Source organism: Pseudarthrobacter sp. NPDC092202 (assembly GCF_044755505.1).
GTDB lineage: Bacteria > Actinomycetota > Actinomycetes > Actinomycetales > Micrococcaceae > Arthrobacter.
In genome coordinates this window covers 60798-80248 of the sequence record NZ_JBIVRG010000009.1, presented here as the reverse complement: position 1 = coordinate 80248, position 19451 = coordinate 60798, and the positions used below count along the sequence as shown (strand labels likewise).

At 65.1% G+C, this 19451-nt stretch carries 20 protein-coding genes; 4 read left to right on the top strand and 16 right to left on the bottom strand.

All coding sequences use genetic code 11. The annotated features are described in order from the left end of the window. Nucleotides 1–6: 6 nt before the first annotated feature. On the bottom strand, nt 7–582 hold the full coding sequence (locus tag ACIQF4_RS14280; protein WP_350003968.1) for a cupin domain-containing protein: 576 nt from the start codon (nt 580–582) through the stop codon (nt 7–9). A 236-nt stretch (nt 583–818) separates the two neighbouring features. After that, nucleotides 819–1046 (bottom strand): hypothetical protein, encoded by a 228-nt coding sequence (locus ACIQF4_RS14275; RefSeq protein WP_188811155.1) that lies wholly within the window; start codon nt 1044–1046, stop codon nt 819–821. 244 nt (nt 1047–1290) lie between these two features. Between ACIQF4_RS14275 and ACIQF4_RS14270 the strand changes: the two genes are divergently transcribed. After that, complete coding sequence (locus ACIQF4_RS14270) at nt 1291–2463, top strand: VIT1/CCC1 family protein (RefSeq protein ID WP_400516363.1); 1173 nt, start codon at nt 1291–1293, stop codon at nt 2461–2463. Next, a complete protein-coding gene (locus tag ACIQF4_RS14265; protein WP_350003970.1) occupies nt 2463–3395 on the top strand; it encodes a matrixin family metalloprotease in 933 nt (310 codons plus the stop codon). Before ACIQF4_RS14270 ends, ACIQF4_RS14265 begins: the two co-directional genes overlap by 1 nt. Before the next feature lie 19 nt (nt 3396–3414). Here ACIQF4_RS14265 and ACIQF4_RS14260 read toward each other — a convergent pair whose 3' ends face one another. After that, a complete protein-coding gene (locus ACIQF4_RS14260) occupies nt 3415–4554 on the bottom strand; it encodes an LOG family protein (protein WP_400516364.1) in 1140 nt (379 codons plus the stop codon). A gap of 190 nt (nt 4555–4744) precedes the next feature. Between ACIQF4_RS14260 and ACIQF4_RS14255 the strand changes: the two genes are divergently transcribed. Together ACIQF4_RS14255 and iolB are read left to right on the top strand one after the other, a co-directional pair. Beyond that, nucleotides 4745–5485 carry a GntR family transcriptional regulator gene (locus ACIQF4_RS14255; protein WP_350003972.1) on the top strand — a complete coding sequence of 247 codons (741 nt, stop codon included), beginning with the start codon at nt 4745–4747 and terminating at the stop codon, nt 5483–5485. Nucleotides 5486–5503: 18 nt separating this feature from the next. Next, nucleotides 5504–6397 carry a 5-deoxy-glucuronate isomerase gene (iolB, locus tag ACIQF4_RS14250; RefSeq protein WP_350003973.1) on the top strand — a complete coding sequence of 298 codons (894 nt, stop codon included), beginning with the start codon at nt 5504–5506 and terminating at the stop codon, nt 6395–6397. A gap of 88 nt (nt 6398–6485) precedes the next feature. Here iolB and ACIQF4_RS14245 read toward each other — a convergent pair whose 3' ends face one another. From ACIQF4_RS14245 to ACIQF4_RS14185, 13 genes are all read right to left on the bottom strand, one after another. After that, nucleotides 6486–6623 carry a hypothetical protein gene (locus tag ACIQF4_RS14245; RefSeq protein WP_400516365.1) on the bottom strand — a complete coding sequence of 46 codons (138 nt, stop codon included), beginning with the start codon at nt 6621–6623 and terminating at the stop codon, nt 6486–6488. A 28-nt stretch (nt 6624–6651) separates the two neighbouring features. Further along, the gene (locus ACIQF4_RS14240; protein WP_400516366.1) at nt 6652–7695 is read right to left on the bottom strand and encodes a Gfo/Idh/MocA family oxidoreductase; all 1044 of its coding nucleotides are present in this window, start codon (nt 7693–7695) and stop codon (nt 6652–6654) included. Then, nucleotides 7692–8477, bottom strand: a complete 786-nt coding sequence (locus ACIQF4_RS14235) for a TIM barrel protein (RefSeq protein ID WP_400516367.1) — start codon at nt 8475–8477, stop codon at nt 7692–7694. The genes ACIQF4_RS14240 and ACIQF4_RS14235 overlap by 4 nt, the downstream gene beginning before the upstream one ends. Beyond that, complete coding sequence (locus tag ACIQF4_RS14230; RefSeq protein WP_400516368.1) at nt 8477–9565, bottom strand: Gfo/Idh/MocA family oxidoreductase; 1089 nt, start codon at nt 9563–9565, stop codon at nt 8477–8479. Before ACIQF4_RS14230 ends, ACIQF4_RS14235 begins: the two co-directional genes overlap by 1 nt. A 35-nt stretch (nt 9566–9600) precedes the next feature. Then, nucleotides 9601–10644, bottom strand: coding sequence for a Gfo/Idh/MocA family protein (locus ACIQF4_RS14225; protein ID WP_400516369.1), 1044 nt, complete (start codon nt 10642–10644; stop codon nt 9601–9603). After that, nucleotides 10644–11639, bottom strand: a complete 996-nt coding sequence (locus tag ACIQF4_RS14220) for a Gfo/Idh/MocA family oxidoreductase (protein ID WP_400516370.1) — start codon at nt 11637–11639, stop codon at nt 10644–10646. Before ACIQF4_RS14220 ends, ACIQF4_RS14225 begins: the two co-directional genes overlap by 1 nt. 89 nt (nt 11640–11728) lie before the next feature. Then, nucleotides 11729–12664, bottom strand: a complete 936-nt coding sequence (locus tag ACIQF4_RS14215; protein WP_400516371.1) for an ATP-binding cassette domain-containing protein — start codon at nt 12662–12664, stop codon at nt 11729–11731. A gap of 14 nt (nt 12665–12678) precedes the next feature. Further along, nucleotides 12679–13728 (bottom strand): ABC transporter permease, encoded by a 1050-nt coding sequence (locus ACIQF4_RS14210; RefSeq protein ID WP_400516372.1) that lies wholly within the window; start codon nt 13726–13728, stop codon nt 12679–12681. A gap of 61 nt (nt 13729–13789) precedes the next feature. Beyond that, nucleotides 13790–14791 (bottom strand): substrate-binding domain-containing protein, encoded by a 1002-nt coding sequence (locus ACIQF4_RS14205; protein ID WP_350004798.1) that lies wholly within the window; start codon nt 14789–14791, stop codon nt 13790–13792. Between the two features lie 250 nt (nt 14792–15041). Further along, nucleotides 15042–16487, bottom strand: coding sequence for a sugar porter family MFS transporter (locus tag ACIQF4_RS14200; RefSeq protein ID WP_400516373.1), 1446 nt, complete (start codon nt 16485–16487; stop codon nt 15042–15044). Continuing rightward, nucleotides 16484–17359, bottom strand: coding sequence for a sugar phosphate isomerase/epimerase family protein (locus tag ACIQF4_RS14195; protein WP_400516374.1), 876 nt, complete (start codon nt 17357–17359; stop codon nt 16484–16486). The genes ACIQF4_RS14200 and ACIQF4_RS14195 overlap by 4 nt, the downstream gene beginning before the upstream one ends. 108 nt (nt 17360–17467) lie before the next feature. Next, nucleotides 17468–18481, bottom strand: coding sequence for a Gfo/Idh/MocA family protein (locus ACIQF4_RS14190; protein WP_400516375.1), 1014 nt, complete (start codon nt 18479–18481; stop codon nt 17468–17470). Between the two features lie 46 nt (nt 18482–18527). After that, nucleotides 18528–19439 (bottom strand): sugar phosphate isomerase/epimerase family protein, encoded by a 912-nt coding sequence (locus tag ACIQF4_RS14185; RefSeq protein WP_400516376.1) that lies wholly within the window; start codon nt 19437–19439, stop codon nt 18528–18530. Nucleotides 19440–19451: the final 12 nt, after the last annotated feature.

Genomic DNA, 19451 nt, shown 5'->3' with positions numbered 1-19451 from the left:
AGGCGGCTAGCGGCTTGCGGCCGGAACCAGGACCCAGAGAACCTCTACGGGCTTGTCGGTGGGGTTGATCCACGTGTGCGGCTCCCGGCCCGGGAAGGTGACGGTGTCCCCGGCGCTGAGGTCGTATTCCTCGTTGGTGAGGATCAGCCGGATGTTGCCTTTGATCACATGGAGGACGTCAACGTCGCAGTCCACGGCGTAGAGCTCGGATTCCCCGCGGCCGTATGGTTCGATGCAGGCTTGGATGATCTGGACGCGCCGTTCCGAACGCGCCGTGAGGAGCCGTTCCACGATCCCCTGGCCGCCCAGCGAAATCCGCGGCCCGTCATTGCGCTTGGTCAGGTGCGTTTCGGGTGCCGCGAAGAGGTCGCCGATGGAGACCGAGAGAACCTGGCACAGCGTGACCAGGGACGCCACGGACGGGGACGTAAGGTCCCGCTCCACCCTGCTGAGGAATCCCTTCGTCAGCCCCGTCGCGTCAGCAACCTGCTCAATGGTCAACCGCTGCGACTGCCGGGCGGCCCGGATCCTCGAACCGATGGCCACCGGAACGTTGCTCGGCTCAACTGGCAGTGCCTTCATCTACGAACCTTTCATGGCCGGCAGCCCGGCTCCACTTTGGAGCAATACTAATGGCCTGCCCCTTCTGTGACGCCTCATTGCACGCGTGGCCCACGGCCCCGGGCATCTGGAAGCGGGGCACGGGCATCGCCCCGGCAGGCCAGGACAACAGCAACAGAGGCGCACGACGGCGGCACCCCACCTTCGCTTTCCGGCGAAGGCGGGGTGCCGCCGTCGTTATGTCCTGCCCGGGTTCGCTAGTCGGTTTCGCGGACCTCATCAGGGTCATCCAGCGGGACCACACGGTCCTCGGCGTCGACCACGACGGGAGGCACCTGGACCACCGGCTCCTCCTCGTCCAGAAGGTCGTCCTCGGTATCCCAGTCGTCCTCAACTACCGGTGCATCCTCGGCGTAGTCATAGGCGGGATCCGCCTCTACGGCATCCAGGTGCGGCATGTCCGGGTGCTGTCCGGTGGTGCTCATGATTGAACCTCCGTTTGTTCGCCTGACGTGCTCTTTCAGTGAGGGCGCTGGCCGCGCCACACCTTCATCACAGCACCGCGCCGCAGGGTGGTCAATAGCGCGTCAGGGGACCTGGGGATACCACTCTGATTAAGGCAAGCCGAAATACCCAAGGCAGGAATACCTGCCAAAAATCCGCAGATTTTCGCAGTAAGCTTGCTCTGCAATGGGGCCGCACCATGCCCCATCCAGCCCAGGAGTTTCCGTGTCTCAGCACGCCGAGTCCAACCGCCCGCCCACGCCACAAGCGTCGCAACCTTCCCCGGCCCGGCAACCGGCCGAGCACGCGCACCAGGCCCAGCCTTCGCCGTCGGACGTCAAGCGGTGGCGGCAGTACCTGGCTGACGAACGGGCCGAAGCCGCCGTCTACCGGGACCTGGCACAGAACCGCCAGGGCGAAGAGCGCGACATCCTCTTGGCCCTGGCCGAAGCCGAAGGCCGCCATGAAGCACACTGGCTGGGCCTGCTGGGTGACCGTGCGGGCAAGCCCCGGCGGGCATCCCTGCGGAGCCGCATGCTGGGCTTCCTGGCCCGCCACTTCGGGTCGGTGTTCGTGCTTGCCCTGGCCCAGCGCGCGGAAGGCCGCTCCCCGTATGCCAAGGACCCGAACGCCACGGATGCGATGGCAGCGGACGAGCAGATCCATGAGGAAGTGGTTCGAGGGCTTGCAACCCGGGGGCGCAACCGCCTGGCGGGCACCTTCCGCGCCGCTGTGTTCGGCGCCAATGACGGCCTGGTGAGCAACCTTTCCCTTGTCATGGGCATGGCGGCCTCCGGCGTTGCCAGCAGCGTGGTGCTGCTCAGCGGAATCGCCGGACTGCTGGCCGGTGCCATGTCCATGGGCGCCGGCGAGTTCATCTCCGTCCGTTCCCAGCGGGAACTGCTCGCGGCAACACGCCCCACCCAGGTCACCCTGGTGGCGGCTCCCAAGCTGGACCTTGAGCACAACGAACTGCTGCTGGTGTACCTGGCCCGGGGCATGACGCAGGAGGCAGCCGAGCACCGCGTGGCTGAACGCATGGGCCTGCTGCCCTGCGACTGCGATCCCAGCCTGTCGCTGCAACCGGAACTGCCGGATATCGAGGACCAGCACGAGGCCGTGGGGACCGCCTGGGGCGCGGCACTATCCAGCTTCTGTTTCTTCGCCTCCGGCGCCATCGTGCCCATCCTGCCGTTCCTCTTTGGCCTCACCGGCGTCGCCGCCCTGGTGGCCGCCGGCCTCCTGGTGGGCCTCGCCCTCCTGGTCACCGGCGCCACGGTGGGCCTGCTTTCCGGCACATCGCCCCTGACGCGTGGACTCCGCCAGCTGGCCATCGGGCTGGGCGCGGCGGCCATCACCTACCTGCTGGGGCTGGCCTTCGGCACCGTCGTGGCCTAGTGGAGGCCCGGCCGCCGCGCCGCGCAGCGTCACGCCATGCAGGGACCAAAGCCCGCCTGGGCGTGCGCCGGGGCCTGGAACTGCTGCTAACCGCGGCACTCACCGCGGGCGCCGTGTTCGGAGCAGCGCTGGCACTGAATGACCCGCGCTTCAAAGAACTGCTGGATGTCCGGATCGGCCCCGGAAACGGACAGTCCGCCGGGCAGCAGGACGCGGGCCCTTCCGGGGAAGCCGGCCAGCCGCCGCGGGCCGAAGGCCGGATGGGCGCGCCGCCCCCGGGACTGGAGGAGTCGGACGTTCCCCTGTCTGCCGCCAATCCTCCGCCACTGGGCAGCGATTCCTACCGCTTCCTGGCCGTCAACGGGGACGGCAGCCCGGTTGGCTACTCCCCCTGCAGGCCGCTGCACTATGTCATTAATGACGATCTCGCGCCGGCAGGCTCGCAGCAGCTGGTCACGGAATCCATCGCCACCATCTCGGCCGCCACCGGTATCCGGTTCATCTACGACGGCACCACCGCAGAGCAGCCGTCCCCGCAGCGTCCGCCCTACCAGCCCGAGGCCTACGGCGAGCGCTGGGCTCCGCTGCTCATCGCCTGGACAACGCCGGACGTTGCGCCGCAGCTCAAAGGCAAGGTGATCGGAACCGGGGGCAGCACCCATTTCAGTTACGACGACGGCCCCAGGGCCTTCGTCACGGGCGGCCTGGACCTGGACGCACCGCAGATTGCCGACGAACTGCTCAACCCGGACGGCCACCTGTATGCGCGGGCCGTGATCCTGCACGAGCTCAGCCACGTGATGGGCCTCGACCACGTGGATGACCCCACCCAACTGATGTATCCCGAAATCGGCACCCCCGAGGGGCTCTCTGCCGGGGACCTCAACGGGCTCTATGAGCTCAGCAAGGCGCAGTGCCGGAAGGACCTCTGACCGGCGGCTGCTCCAGGTACTAAGGGGACAGCCGCAGTACCTCTACCGCCTCCTGGACCGTGTCCACCAGGAAAATCCGGTCCTCCATCGGCCGGCCGGCCGCCAGGCTCTGGAGCATGGGCCACGCAGGGTACTGGCGCTCCCAGTGGTGCCGGCCCACCAGCACCATGGGCGTCACCTTTTCCCGCGCGCCGTAGTAGTTTTCACACGCATCCTGGAAGATCTCCTGAACGGTGCCGGCGGCGCCGGGCAGGAACACGATCCCTCCTGTGCACAGCTCCAGGAGGATCGCTTCCCGGATGGCGTTGGCGAAGTATTTTGCGATATGCGTGGCGAAGTAGTTGGGCGGCTCATGCCCATAGAACCAGGTGGGGATGCCGAGCGACGGCGTCCCGCCCGGAAAGCGTTCGACGACGGCGGCAGCCGCCCGCGCCCACGCCGACACCGAGGGACGGAACCCGGGGACGGAGGCCAGCAGGTCCAGCGCAGCCTGCAGGCCGTCGTCGTCCGCTTCGCTGAGGTAGGCACCGAGGTTGGCCGCCTCCATGGCCCCCGGTCCCCCTCCGGTGGCCACTACGTGTCCGTCCCGCGCGAGGAGCCTGCCCAGCTGGGCAGCCTGGGCAAAGCCGCTGCTGCCGCGCTGCGCGGCATGTCCGCCCATGACACCCACCATGGTCCGGCCCTGGAACGGGCCTGACCGGATGGCGTCGCCCAGGGCATCGCCGATGGCGTGGTCATGCAGCGCCGAGGCCAGGGTTGCATCCAGCCGGTGCCGCAGGCCTGGCTGGATGCTCCATTGGTAGATACGCGCGTCCGGAAGGGCTTCGTACGGGGCGCCGGGCAGTCCGGCGTAAAGTTCCCCGGGCGAATACAAGGCCGCCCGGTAGGGGTTGAACGGCACAGTCTCCAGCCGCGGAAAGATCAGCGCTCCCCTTCGCCGCAGCAGGTCCTCCACGCCGTCGTCGAACGTGCAGCCGAGGAAGATGGCGCCCTCCACGTGGAGGCGCTGCAGGGCATCGGTCCTCCCCCGCAAGTCCAGGGACTGCGCGTGCCAGCCGCGCATGTCCACCGCGCCGGCGCCGACCAGCCGGTCGAAGCTGTCCAGCTCCTGCACTTCGAGGTTGTGCGGGTGGGGGCCCACGTTTCCGGAAAGGTTCACCGTCCAAACCTATTGCAATGCCGGACGCCCTGCGCTGCTTCCGGCGCTCCCCTTGACCCGGATGGCACGACTGCTAGGATCGAAGCAGCAAAAAAGTATGTCCTATCAAGCGAACATATAGCGGCAAGGCGGCCGTTCGCGCCCCACCCGGGCGAAGACGTCCCGCAACAAGGAACATGAGGGAAGTACCGTGGCGCACAACCTGGGTCTCAGCATCGACCGCTCCTCCCCCGTCCCGCTCTACCACCAGGTGGTGCAGGGGATCGAAGCCGCGATCTTCAGCGGCGTCCTGGAGCCCGGCAGCCGACTTGACAACGAAATCGACCTCGCGGCCCAGCTGAACCTCTCCCGTCCCACGATGCGCAAGGCCATGGACGAACTGGTCAGGTCCGGGCTGCTGGTGCGCAAGCGCGGCGTCGGAACCCAGGTGGTTTCAAGCCAGGTGCGCCGCCCGCTTGAGCTCTCCAGTCTTTACGACGACCTCACCAACAATGGCAAGAAGCCCACCACCGACGTCCTGAGCTTCGCCCATGTGGAGGCCGACGACGCCACGCTGGCAACCCTCCAGCTGCCAGCCGGTTCCAAGGTCTACCACTTCACCCGCCTGCGCAAAGTGGGGGGCAAGCCGCTGGCACTCATGGAGAACTGGGTCCGGGACGACATAGCCGAAATGGATGAAGCCGCACTGTCTGCTGAGGGCCTCTACGCCATCCTGCGCAGCGGCGGTGTGAACTTCCGCCTCGCCAACCAGCGGATCGGCGCCGTGGTGGCCAACGACTACCAGGCCTCACTCCTCGAGACCGCACCCGGGTCCGCGCTGGTCACCATGGAGCGTACTGCCACTGATGACACCGGCCGGCGCGTGGAAACCGGACACCACGTGTACCGCGGGGATTCCTACAGTTTTGAAATGACACTCGTACAGCGCTGACGCAAGGAGCTACACTCCATGACCAACTGGGTCTATCCCCTGGGCACCGCCACCGACGGCAAGTGGGACGTTTCCATCGGAACTTCGGACTCCTCCCTGTCCGTGGACGGCTGGGCACATACCGGACTGAAGGTGGCCACGCTCGCCGCCGGGGACGACATCGTCCTTCCCGCCGCAGGTGAGGAACGCATCGTGGTGCCCCTCAACGGATCCTTCACGGTTACGGTCGACGGCACCGAATACCGGCTGGGCGGCCGCGACTCCGTGTTCCACGGCCCCAGCGACGTTCTGTACTCGGGCACCGGACGCGCCGTAAGCATCACCTCGGCCGACGGCGGGAGGGTAGCGGTTGCCACGGCCCCGGCAAGGGACGCGTACCCCACCCGGCTGGTAACCGCCGCCGAAACCCCGGTTGAGCTGCGCGGTGCGGGCAACTGCTCCCGCCAGGTCCACAACTTCGGCACACCGGCCGCACTCGAGGCCGACCGGTTCATTGTCTGCGAGGTCCTCACTCCCGCAGGCAACTGGTCCTCCTATCCCCCGCACAAGCACGATGAGGAGAAGGACGGCGAGACGCACCTCGAGGAGATCTACTACTTTGAGACGCGGGTGGCCAATGGGTCAGCGGCGCCGGCGGATGCGGACGCAATCGGCTACCAGCGCGTCTACGCCTCGGACGAGCGCCCCATCGACGTCTCGGCGGAGGTCCGCACCGGTGACGTTGTCCTGGTGCCGTACGGCTGGCACGGTCCCGCAATGGCTGCGCCGGGATACGACCTCTACTACCTCAACGTCATGGCAGGCCCCGGGCCCGTGCGCGAATGGCTCATCAGCGACGACCCCCACCACGGCTGGGTGCGCCAGACCTGGGATGGCCAGGACATCGACCCGCGGCTCCCGTTCGGCGCCTAAGCGCCCGCACATCCCGCGATCCAGCTGGATTTTTTGTCCAGGTATGCAGACTTCAAGGGCCTCCAGCCCTGCATATCTGGACAAAAACTCACACCTGCAGGGCGTCCTTGCGGTCCGCTGGCACTTCAGCCTCCGGACGCGGCCCGGCGCTGCTCCGCTTGGCGGCGGCGGCAGCGAAGGAGATCCCTGAACTGGCTCCCTGGTTGACGCGCTCCCCAAGCTGCACGCGGTGTACTGAACGGGTTCGGTGCGGCTCAGGACAGGTGGTTGGCCACCGCTCCTGCCACCCGCACCGGAAGGCCGCTGGCCAGGGACTCCTGGGCGGCATCGGCCACCCGGGAGGCGGCCACAGCGTCCTCGGGGGTGCACGGGTTGTCCCGCTGGCCCAGGACAAGCTCTACGAAAGCGGCCATCTCGGAACGGTACGCCTGGTCGAAGCGCTCGGCAAAGGTCCTGTGCGGCCCGCCCGAAGGGAAAGTGACGCCGGGTTCGGCTGACACCATCGCCGTTTTATCGTCCAGCCCCACCATGAGCGAGCGGCGGGAGCCCTGGATTTCCAGCCGGACATCATGGCCTGCCCCGTTGTAGCGGGTGGCTGACACTGTCCCCACCGTGCCGTCGTCGAACGTGACCAGGGCCAGGGCGGTGTCCACGTCCCCGACTTCGGCGATGGCCGGGTCGCCGTTGTTCGAGCCTTTGGCGTAGACCTCAACGATTTCGCGGCCGGTCAGCCAGCGCAGGATGTCGAAGTCGTGGACCGAGCAGTCGCGGAAGAGCCCGCCTGAGGTTGCAAGGAACTCCACGGGAGGCGGGGCCATGTCGCAGGTCACCGCACGCAAGGAGTGGATCCATCCCAGCTCGCCGGCCCGGTAAGCCCTCCTGGCTTCCAGGTAGCCGGCGTCGAACCGGCGCTGGTGGCCAACCTGCACAATGCCATTCTTATCGCGGATGTAGTCCAGCACCGGCAGGGCGTCCGCAACGTTCATAGCCACGGGTTTCTCGCAAAAAACCGGGATGCCGGCGTCCACTCCCGCCTTGATCAGTTCGGGATGGGTGGCGGTGCCGGTGGCCACCACCAGGCCGTCCACTCCCGAGGCCAGCAGTCCGTCAACCGAGGGCAGATACTCCGCCTCCAGGCCCGCGGCTACTCGCCGGGCATGCTCTTCAGCCACGTCCGTCAGCCGGAGACTCACGTTGATCCCCTCCGGATTCAAAACGCTGTTGAGGGCCGCGATGTTGTTGGCATGCATCACGCCGATCCGGCCCACTCCGACCAGTCCAAGCGTTACGTTTTTCATGCTTTTTCCTCTGCATAGACGGTAAAGGCGGTCCGGAAGGCGTCGAGGGCTGCGTTGCTGTCATCCTTCGCCCAGGCCTCCATGCCCACGGTGCCCTGATAGCCGGCCACAGCGAGGGCACGGGCCACAGCTGCGTAATTAATTTCCCCGGTGCCTGGCTCGCAGCGTCCGGGAACATCCGCCACCTGGACTTCGCCGATATGCGGCAGGGCAGTGCGGACCAGCTCAATGAGGTTCCCCTCCCCGAGCTGCGCGTGGTACAGGTCCAGCATGAGCTTGACGTTGGGGTGCCCGGCCGCCTCCACGAGCGCAAGGGTGTCCTTGGCGCGGGCCAGCGGGATGCCCGGATGGTCAAGCACCGTGTTGAGGTTTTCCAGGCAGAACGTGAGGCCGTGTTTTTCGCCCAGCCTGCCAAGCCGCTCCAGGGTCCTGGCACCGGTGCTCCACATCCTCCCGCTAGTACGGAAGACGGGCCTGGCGGCCTCGCCGTCGATGAGTTCGGCAGGGTGCACCACCATCCGGCTGACTCCGAGCTCAAGGGCGGTAGGGATCAGCGATTCGGCTGTTTGCACCACGTGATCGGCCGTGTCCGGGTCCACCAGGCTGCCGGACGTGTAGCCGGTCATGGAGGAGAAGACGGCCCCGGTGGCCGCCAGCGCGGGAATGTCCCTGTGCCGGGAATCCCAGAGTTCCACGTCGAATCCCGCCTCGTGGATCCGCCGTACCCGCTCCTCGAACGGAAAGTCCAGGAAGACCATTTCCGCGCAGACCGCCAGCCGCATCAGACGGCCGCCTTTTCGGTCACGGCAACCGGAGCGCCGCTTTTCACCGATTCGATACAGGCAAGTGCCATGGCCAGGGCGCGGCGGGCGTCGGCGGCGCCGGGCGTAAGGGTGATGTCCGACGGCGGCGGGGACCCGCCGTCGCGCTTTGCCTGAACGGCCGCGGCGAAGTCCACGAGTTCGTCCGTGTAGGCCTGGCGGAACAGCTCGACGTTGAGGCGTGGCGTATCCGCCGAGAGTCCCCCGGCGGTGTAGCGCCGGGCCTCCGTTTCGGTGGTCCGGCCCGCCTGTACCATGCCTTTGGAGCCAAACACCTCGCCACGGACGTCATACCCGTAAAGTGCGCTGAAGTTCGCCTCGGCTACGGCGATGGCACCGTTGCTGTACCTGATGGTTACTACTGCAGTGTCCAGGAATCCCTGGTTGCGCAGGGATGGCTCCACGAGGGCATCCGCCACGGCGTACACCTCGATGGGCTCAGCCCCCTCGTTGAACCAGTTGAGGGTATCGAAGTCGTGGATAAGCGTTTCCAGGAAGATGGTCCATGCCGGAACCCTGGCGGCGTTGGGGATGCTTCCGGTCCCGGGATCGCGGGTCAGCGAGCGCAGGAGTTGCGGGGTTCCTGCTACTCCTGCGGCGAGGTCTTCCTTCGCTGCCCGGAAGCCATCGGCGTACCGGCGGTTGAATCCGATCTGGAAGTGCACGCCCGCCTGCTCCACAGCCGCGAGCGCGGCGTCGAGTTCCGCCAGGGACTGGCCGGCCGGTTTCTCGCAGAAGATGTGCTTCCCGGCGGCGGCCGCCTGGGCAATGAGTGGGGAATGGAACCGGGCCGGGCTGGCGATGACCACGGCGTCGATCTCCGGATCGGCGAAAATATCATCGGCACTGGCCGTCACCTTGGCGGTACCCAGCTGCAGGGCCAGGCTCTGCGCGGACTCAATGTTGGGGTCCGCGATGGCCGCCAGGGCGGCACCGGGGACGCGGCGGGCAACGCTCTCGGCATGGAACGCACCCATCCAGCCTGAGCCGATGAGTCCGATGCGTACCGGTACGGGTGCTACCGCACTTTGCTGGGAGATGTAAGCCAATGGCTCGTCCTTTCGATGGAGCGTACAACAAGGGATCAGGAGGGCGAATTGTCTTCGCCAGGGAAGGTGATGCTGAGCTGCCGGCGGATTTCGTCGGCTGCTTCCATGGTTCGGATGGAGGAGTCCAGCGGACGCTGGGGGCTTTCCAGCTGTCCGGCTGCGATGGAACGCGCAACGGCCGCGGCCTCGTAGTGCAGGCCCTCAAAGTGCCCGCCCGCGGGCTCGTTGTAATGCAGCCGTGTGCCGTCAGGGAACCGCACATGGAAGCTGCCGGGCATGTTGAACGGGCCGTCGATGGCCAGTGTCGCCCGGGAGCCCACAATTGTGGCAGCCGTGGGGGTGAAGTTATGCAGTTGCGTGTTCATGACTGCATTGCCCCCTCCCGGGAATCCCATGATGGCCGAAAGCTGGGCATTGACCCCTGATTGGTGCTGCTGGCCCAGGACATGCATCCGGTCCGGGGCGCCTAGGACTTCGGTAATAAGTGCCAAGGGATACGTCCCGAGGTCCAGCAGCGGTCCCCCGGCCAGCTCTGGATCGAAGATCCGGTGGGTGCGGTTGAAATACTCCCCGTACTCCGCCACCACGGTGGTCACGGTCCCCAGCATTCCTCCGTTGAGGACCTGCCGAATGACGTCGTACTTCGGCAGGAAGAAGGTCCACATCGCTTCGGCCGCGAAGACGCCGGCAGCCCTGGCCTGCGCGGCGATGTCCCGCGCCTGTCTGGCGTTGAGTCCGACCGGTTTTTCGATCAGGACGTGTTTTCCTGCTTCGAGGGCCAGCAGGGCGGCATGGTGGTGGACATTGTGCGGGGTGCTGACGTAAACGATGTCGATATCGGCAGCTGCAGCCACCTCCTCGTAGCTTCCATACGCGGCAGGCACGCCATGGGGGTCGGCGAACGCTTTGGAGCGTTCCAGGGAGCGGGATCCGACGGCGGCAATCACCTGGCGTGAATGGGCCTGCACGGATTCCGTGAACCGTTCGGCGATCCAGCCGGGGCCCATGATGCCCCACCGCAGTGAGGGGGCGTCCTGTGAATCCGGCACGCGTGGGGCCGGCAGGACGGGAGCAGCCATCAGTAGATCACCTTCGTGAAGGATCCGTCGCTGTGCAGCGAACGGATCATGGCCTGGGCCACCTGCGAGGCCCGCAGGCCGTCCTCGCCGGTGGCGAGCGGGGCCGATTCGCCGCGTTCCAGGGCGGATATCCAGGCCTGGAGCTGGAGGCGGTAGGCGTCGGCGAAGCGCGGGCGCCAGTCCGCGGGAATGCTCAAGCGCTGCTGCCCCTCGTGGTGGACCACCAGCGCTGCGGGTTTCGGCAGGGCAGCCGAACCGTACTCGGACACGACCTCGCACCTGGTGGTGTAGCCGGACTGCGCATTCAGGAACAGCTCGAGGGTGGCCAGGGCGCCATCGGCCGTCCGCAGGAGCATCAGCGCGGGATCCTGCAGGTCCCCGGTACTGTGCCGGGAGCTGCGCCCCGCCTGCCATGAGACTTCGGTGACGGGCGTGCCCATCAGCCACGGGATGATGTCGAACTCGTGGATGGCCGAATTGGTGATGGCCGATTCCGAGCTGCTGCCAGGTCCCGCTTCGACCGTGCGGCTGGTGCAGTGGACCATCAGCGGTTCGCCGTAGCTGCGGAGCCGGATGGATTCGTGCAAGGCGGTGTAACCGGGATCGAAACGCCTCATGAAGCCCATGGACAGCAGCCTGGCACCGGTCGCGGCAAGGATGTCGGCCTCAGCCTCCACCACTTCAAGGCTCTCCAGGAGCGTGGGGGCCAGGGGCTTCTCGCACAGCACCGGTGTCATGGCCTCGAAGCATTCCAGCACCAGTCCCGCATGGGTGGAGTCATGCGAAGCGATAACGACGGCGTCCACCTCACTGGAGTTGATCAGCTCCGAGGGATCGGTGGTAGTCCGGGCCGCCGGCGGCGCGGCTGCCGCTGCACGCGCGGCGTCGAGGTCTGCCACGAAGGTGACTTCTGCGCCGTTGACTGCGGATGAAAGGTTTTTGATGTGGTCTGCGCCCATGACACCGGCGCCGATGACGCCCACCCGGATCGGCATGTTGACTTCCTGTCTGCTGTTCGTTCGATTGGGCCAATGCCGGTCGGCGGTGCCCGTCCGCATGTCCGGCGGGCACCGCGTCGCTCCTGCTAGAGGTGCCGTGCGGCCCCTTCCTTGGGCATCTCTGTGGTGTGGGCGACGTCGGCCACCTCGGCCTGTACTTCCTTGACCACATCGCTGTGCCCGCCCAGCTGCTCAAGTTCGTGGGCGAGTTCGGCAAGTTCGGCGCCGCCGGCCATCTGGGCCGTGAGCTCGTCCAGGGTGATGTCCTTCTTGTCGTAGTAACCGATGGACTTGCCGCGCTTGAGCAGCAGGAACCGGTCCCCCACGGGGAAGGCATGGTGCGGGTTGTGCGTGATGAAGATGACGCCAAGTCCCCGGTCCCTGGCCTGCAGGATGTAGCGCAGGACCACGCCGGACTGCTTCACGCCAAGCGCCGCCGTCGGCTCGTCCAGGATCAGGACCTTGGCGCCGAAGTAGACGGCGCGTGCAATGGCCACGCACTGGCGCTCACCGCCGGAGAGCTGGCCGATGGGCTGCTCCACGTCGCGGAGGTCGATGCCCATTTCAGCCAGTTCCTTTTTGGTGATGTCCTTCATCTTCTGGACGTCCATGCTCTTGAAAGGACCAAAACCGCTGGTCAGTTCCGAGCCGAGGAAGAAGTTCCGCCAGATCGGCATCAGGGGAACTACCGCCAGGTCCTGGTAGACGGTGGCGATTCCGGCATCCAGGGCGTCACGGGGTGAACCGAACTTCCGTTCCTCCCCCATGATGTTCAGCGTCCCGGCGTCGTGCTGGTGCAGTCCCGCGATGATCTTGATCAGTGTGGACTTGCCGGCGCCGTTGTCTCCCAGGACGCAGGTGACGCGGCCGTTGTCCACGGCCATGGTGACGTCCCGGAGGGCCACGATATTGCCATAATGCTTGCCGACCCCGTCCAGGGAAAGCAGGTGCACCGGGGTGTGCGTCAACGGATCTTTTTCGTTCTGAAGCAGCGTCTGCTGGTTGATCTCTTGTGCGTTCATGATCTCTGGACCCCTTACTTCAGTTCCGCGCGGCGCTTGACGATGAGGTTGACGATGGTGGCCAGCAACAGCATCAGGCCGAGGAAGAACTTGAACCAGTCCGGGTTCCATTGGGCGTAGACGATGCCCTTGTTGGCCATGCCGAAGATGAAGGCGCCAATCGCACCACCGATCGCTGAGCCGTAGCCGCCGGTGAGCAGGCATCCGCCGATCACAGCGGCGATGATGTAAAGGAACTCGTTGCCCACACCTTCACCGGACTGCACGGTGTCGAAGGCGAAGAGGTTGTGCATGCCCAGGATCCAGCCGCAGAAACCGACACCCATGAACAGTCCGATCTTGGTGGCTTTGACCGGAACGCCCACGGCACGGGCCGCGTTCTCGTCTCCGCCGACGGCGAAGATCCAGTTCCCCACCTTGGTCCGCATCAGCACCCAGGTGGCGACGGCGACGAGGGCGATCCAGATGAAGACCGTGATCTGGACATCTATCCCGCCGATCCGCACTGAAGACGCAAACACCGCGCGGGCGGAGGCGAAGCCGTCCATGTCCGAAATCGAGGGGGACGAAACACCGCCGCCGATCATGCGGGTCAGGCCCAGGTTCAGGCCGGTCAGCATCAGGAAGGTAGCCAGGGTGACGATGAAGCTGGGCAGCTTGGTCTTCATCAGGATCCACCCGTTGATGTAGCCGATGGCCAGGGACACCAGCAGAGCCAGGAGGACCCCCACCCAGACATTGGTGCTGAAGTACCAGCTGAACATCGAGGCCGTCAGTGCCGAGGAGATCACGGCGACACCGGTGGAAAGGTCGAACTCCCCGCCGATCATCAGCAGCGACACCCCTACCGCCATGATCCCGATCGTGGAACTGCCGTAGAGGATGGTAGCCAGCGCATTGGGCTGGGTGAACGTCGAGGACACCAAGGCAAAGAAGATGAAGAGGACGATGGCGCCCACCAGGGCGCCGACCTCGGGGCGGGCGAGCAGCTTCTGGAGCGGGTTGCGTTTGCCGATGCGTTCATCGGTGACGACGGTAGATGTTTTGGTAAGTGTCTGTGTCATGGGTTTCTCCTGCTAGGCGGGTTCCGGAGCCGCAAGGCCCCGGAACCCGGCTCAGTCATCCTTAGCGGATGCCTTCCTTGGCGAACTTGAGAACGTCAGGAGCCGCGGCCTGATCAATGATCGACGGGCCGGTCAGAACCGGGAGCCCGCCACCTACGTGAATGCCGCCCCTCTTGACCTGCCACAGGGCGTCGATGGCGCCATAGCCCTGGAGCCACGGCTGCTGGTCCACGGTGAAGGCAACCTTGCCATCGATGATGGCCTGGGCCAGTTCACCGTTCATGTCAAAGGACGCAACCTTCACCTTGTCGGCCAGGCCCAGGCTTTCCACTGCCTTGTGGATGGTCAGCGTGAAGGGCGCTCCGAGGCCGATGATGGCATCTGCATCCGGAGTGGCCTGGAGCTTCGCGCTGACGGTCGAGGACACCTGCGTCATGTCCGTGCCCTGGACGAACAGGTTCTCGGTCGCCGGGATCTTGGACTTGACGCCGGCACAGCGGGCATCCAGGGCCACGTTGCCTTGTTCCATGATCACGCAGATGGGGCGCTTTGCTCCCAGCGAGTTGAGCTTGTCGCCAACAGCAGCGCCGGCGAGGTTCTCGTCGGATCCGAAGTGGGTGAAAGCGCCTACCTGCTGCCACACATCCGCTCCGGAGTTCAGGCTGACGACGGGGATGCCGGCGTCAGTAGCTTTCTTCAGGGCGTCTTTGAGTGCGTCCGGCTTGGCGAGGGTGACGGCGATCCCTTCCACTTTCTGGTCGATGGCCTGCTGGATGAGCTGGGCCTGGCGTCCACCCTCAGGATCCGAGGTGTAGAGCAATTCAACGTTGTCCTTGGCGGCGGCCTCTTCGGCGCCCTTGCGGAGGATGTCCCAGAAGGTGTCACCGGGAGCGGCGTGGGTGATGAGGGCGATCTTCATGCGTTCTGTTGTGGCGACCTGCCCCCCTCCGCCCGCGCCGCCGGCCTCTTCGGTCCTGCCGCCGGTGCTCGAGCATGCACTCAGGGCCAGCATCGGCGCAATAGCTGCCACCAGGGTTGCCTTGCGCCAAGAAAATTGAGCCACGTGAATCTCCTTTGATTTCAGCTCCGGGCTGCCACGGTGCGGCTTCCGGAATGTGCTTAGTACGATCATCGTGACTTGAACCACACATGTCAATACTTTGTCCTGACATTAGTATGTAAATACGTAATGTGCGGTTTCGAGTGCGAAAATGATCGCTTTTGCAGCGATTTCAAGCGCCCCCTCAACGCGCAGAAGCACCCTCGTCCGGGAGGACAAGGGTGCTTCTGAGGCCGGCGTGTAACGCGGTGAGCTAGGAGGCTCCTACGTCGGCAGTTGCTTCATTCTTCACAGCGGCGGCGTTCTTGAAGTAGTGCTCCACGTCTTCAAGGCTCTTGTCCTTGGTTTCCGGGACGAACTTCGCGGCAAAGGCAATGGCTCCTACTCCAAGCACGGCGAACACAAAGAAGGTGCTGGACAGGCCGATCGCCGCCAGCAGCTGCGGAAATCCGAAGCCCACCATGAAATTGACGGTCCACAGGACGAAGGCGGAGGCGCCCATCCCGAGCCCGCGGATCTTCAGCGGAAAGATCTCGGAGAGCATCAGCCACGTCACCGGGGAGATGGCACCCTGCTGGAAGGCAAGGAACGTCACCGTCAGGGAAAGGATCACGAAACCACGGGCTGAGCCTTCTGGCAGGATCAGCGAGAACAGGCCGATCAGCAGCAGCGCCGTCGTCGTGCCTATCTGCCCTGTGATAAGCATCCGGCGCCGGCCCACCCTGCCGAGCAGCCATATCCCCACGAACGTGGCGAGGACGGAGATGACGCCGTTGGCAATATTGGCGGTCAGCGCAGCCTCCCGGGCGAAGCCGGACTGGGCAAGGATTTGGGTTCCGTAGTACATGATCGAATTGACTCCGGTGATTTGCTGGATCACCGCAAGCCCGATTCCCACGACGAAGATCCGGCGCAGCCAGGGAACACCCAGGTCCTTCCACGAGCCCATCTTGGACTTGTAGTCCTCCACGGCCATGGCCTTGACTTCTTCGAACTCCTTCCGGGCTTCCTCCTCGGACCGGATGCGCTGCAGGACGCTGAGCGTCTCGCCGAAGCTGCCCATCGAGGCGAGCCACCTTGGGCTTTCCGGCATAAAGGTCATGCCGATCCACAGTGCTATGGCGGGCAGGGTGGCAATCACCAGCATCCAGCGCCAAATCCCGCCGGTTTCGCCGAAGGTGTTGCCCAGGTAGGCGTTGAAGATGAAGGCCAACAACTGCCCGGTGACGATCATCAGTTCGTTCTGCGTGACGATCCGTCCACGCCGCGCACTGGGTGAAACCTCGGCCAGGTAGACGGGGACGGTGACGGAAGCGCCGCCCACGGCCAGTCCCAGGACGAACCGGGCTGCGATCATCACTTCCGTGCTCGGCGAGAAGGTACAGGCCAGCGTTCCCACGAGGAAGGTCATCGCCAGGACCATGATCATCTTTCGGCGGCCGTTCCGGTCGGCCAGGCGGCCGCCGAACAGTGCACCGAAGGCTGCTCCAAACAGGAGGGAGGAGGTGACCAGGCCCTCGGTCAGAGGGGTGAGCCCGAGGTCTTCCTGCATATAGGGAAGCGCGCCATTGATCACACCGGTGTCGTAGCCAAACAACAGGCCGCCGAAGGTGGAGATAATGGTTGCGGTCCGGAGCGCCCGCTTGTGGTTGGACGGCTGCCGGCTTTTGATGGCCCCGGCCGGGCCGGGAACACTCATAGGCTGACCTTCTGGACGTACTGATTCATGGTTTCCAGCTGGTACCGGGAGACCTCCCCGGCGTGCTCGTCCTCTGCAAAGACGCTGGACACCATCACCGTGTTGTCCTTGTCCAGGAAGCCGATTTCCTTGAGGCCGCCGAAGAACTCGTCCCAGTTCACGTCGCCGTCGCCGATCTTCAGGTGCTGGTGCACGCGGACGGGATTGCCCGGCGGGTTGGTGATGTACCGGAGACCATGGGAAGCATGGTGGTCCATGGTGTCGGCAACATGGACCAGGCGCAGCTTGTCCCCCGCCGCACGCATGATCTCCAGCGGGTCGTTTTTCATATGGAAGCTGTGCGAGGCTACGTAGACCAGGCCCACGTTCTTCGAATTCAAGCCGCGGATAACCCGGATGGCGGCCAGCCCCTCCTCGACAAAGTCGTCAGGGTGCGGGTCAATGAGCAGGTCGATGCCCTCCCGTTCGATGATCGGCAGGAGTTCCTCCATGGAGCGGTAGAACGCCCGCTCGGACTCCTCCGCCTTCTCGGGTCGGCCGCTGAACTCGGTGTTCATTGTGCTGACGCCGAGGTCCACGGTGATCTGGATGGCACGCTTCCAGTACCGGACGGCCGCTTCGCGGGCATCCTCGTCCGGGCCGGACCAGCGGAGTACGGGCAGGACGGAGGCGATCTCGATACCGGCATCCCTGCAGGCCTTGTTGAGCTGGCCCACCAGTTCATCATCGGCCTTGGGATGGTTGTAGAAGGGGATGAAGTCCGCGTGCGGAGTCATCTGCATGTACTTGTATCCGAGATCGGCCACCACTTTCGGAAACTCAAGCAGGCTGTGCGAGTGGTGGAACGGGGTGGGGTCAAGCGCGATTTTCACGTAAAACACTCCATGGTGGATCAGTAAGGCTGGAGGAGTTTTTGTCCAGATATGGAGGGCTGGCATGCCCGAAAGTCGGCATATCTGGACAAAAACTCCAGCGGGCGACTAGTTGTAGAGGTCCGGCTTTGAGTTGAGCTGGACCTTCACCTTTTCTCCCGACTTCTGCGCTTCGACGCCAGCCTCGCAGCATGCTGCGGTGGCGTAGCCGTCCCACGCCGTGGGTCCACCGATTTCACCCTTCAGCGCGGCGTCCACCCATGACTGGATTTCGACGTCGTACGCGGCGCCGAAGCGCTCCTCGAATCCCGGGGTGACGTTGCCGCCCCAGCGTCCGGCGCTGCGGGTGTAAGGGCCCTTGTCGCCCCCAATGCTGACCACACCTTCTTCGAAGGACGCCTGGGTCCCAACCTCGTAGCCGTACTTGGCATTGACGAAGATCTCAACGTCAGCCAGGACGCCTGATTCGGTCTCCAGCAGGACGTGCTGCGGATCGTGCTGGCCGGCCGGGGCGTTCCTGGTGGCCTTGCCCAGGCGCACCTGGACGCTGGTGATCTCCTCACCGGTGAAGTAGCGGATGGCGTCGAACTCGTGGACCACGGAATCGTTGATCAGCATCTCGTTGGTGAAGCCGGGCGGCGTGGTGGGGTTGCGATGCTGGTGGTGCAGCATCAGCAGTTCGCCCAGTTCGTTGTTCCGGATGATCTGGCCCAGCGCGGCGTACTCGGCGTCGAAGCGGCGCATGAAGCCAACCTGGATCCGCTTGCGGCCCAGCTCAACCTCAGCCTCCACGATCTTCCAGGATGACTGGGCATCGGGCGTCAGCGGCTTCTCGCAAAGGATCGGGATGTCCTTGGCGATGGCCTTCAGCAGGATGTCCTCGTGCAGGAAGCCGGGGGTGGCAATGAGTACCGCGTTGACGTCGCCGTTGTTGAGGGCTTCCTCGGCATCGGCAAGCGCGACGGCGCCCGGGATGCCTTCCACAGCCGCCTGGGCACGGGCAAGGTCAACGTCCACGACGGCGGCAACCTCGGCTCCGTGGATTCGGGTGTTGAGGCGCTGGATGTGGTCGGCGCCCATGCGCCCGGCGCCGATGACGGCGACGCGGAGTGCTTCAGTCATTGTTTCGTTCCTTCAGGGTCTATTACGGATGCGGGCGGTGCGGCTGTCAGTTGACGGCGGTCCGGGAACCGCAGGACAGCAGGTAGTTGCGGGTGCGCTTGGCAATGGGCATGGGCACATCGAAGGCGACCGGATACATGTCTTGCTCCACGATGCCGAAGATGGGCCGGTTGAGGGCCTCCACCGCTTCGATGACGGCACGCAAATCGGGAAGCCCGTTCGGCGGCTCGGTCATGACACCGGCCAGGTTGGCTGCGGCCCACGTCATGTTTTCCTCATTGACTTGTTTGAGGATCTCCGGGTTGATCTGCTTCAGGTGCAGGTAGCCAATCCTGTCGGGGTAGTTCTTGATCAGCTCAAGGCTGGACGCTCCGCAGTACTCGGCGTGCCCCGTGTCCAGGCACAGGTTCAGGTACTTGGCATCCGTTGCGGCCAGGAGGGTTTCAATGTCTGCCTGGGCGCCAACGTGGGAGTCGGCGTGGGAGTGGAACTGCTGCTTCAGGCCGAAGTCCTCCAGCAGGGTCTTGCCCAGGCGGTTGTGGCCGGCGAACAGGTCGCTCCAGGCCTTGTCGCTGAGTTCGCCGCTCTCCACGGCCTCCCCGGTGACGTCGTCGCGCCACATGGCCGGGATGACCACAATGTGTTCGCCACCCATGGCCGCCGTCAGTTCGGCTACCTTGCGTGCAGGCTCCCATGCGGTTTCCCACTGGTCCAGCCCGCGGTGGAACGCGGTGAAGACGGTGCCCGCAGTGACCTTGAGGTCGCGCTGCTTCAGTTCCTCGGCCAGCCGTGCGGGGTCGGTGGGCAGGTAGCCGTACGGGCCCAGCTCGATCCACTTGTAACCGGATTCGGCCACCTCGTCCAGGAAGCGTTCCCACGGGGTCTGCTTGGGGTCGTCCGCGAACCAGACACCCCAGGAGTCCGGCGCCGTGCCGATGATCAGCTTGTTCTCAGTCATGACAGCGTTGTC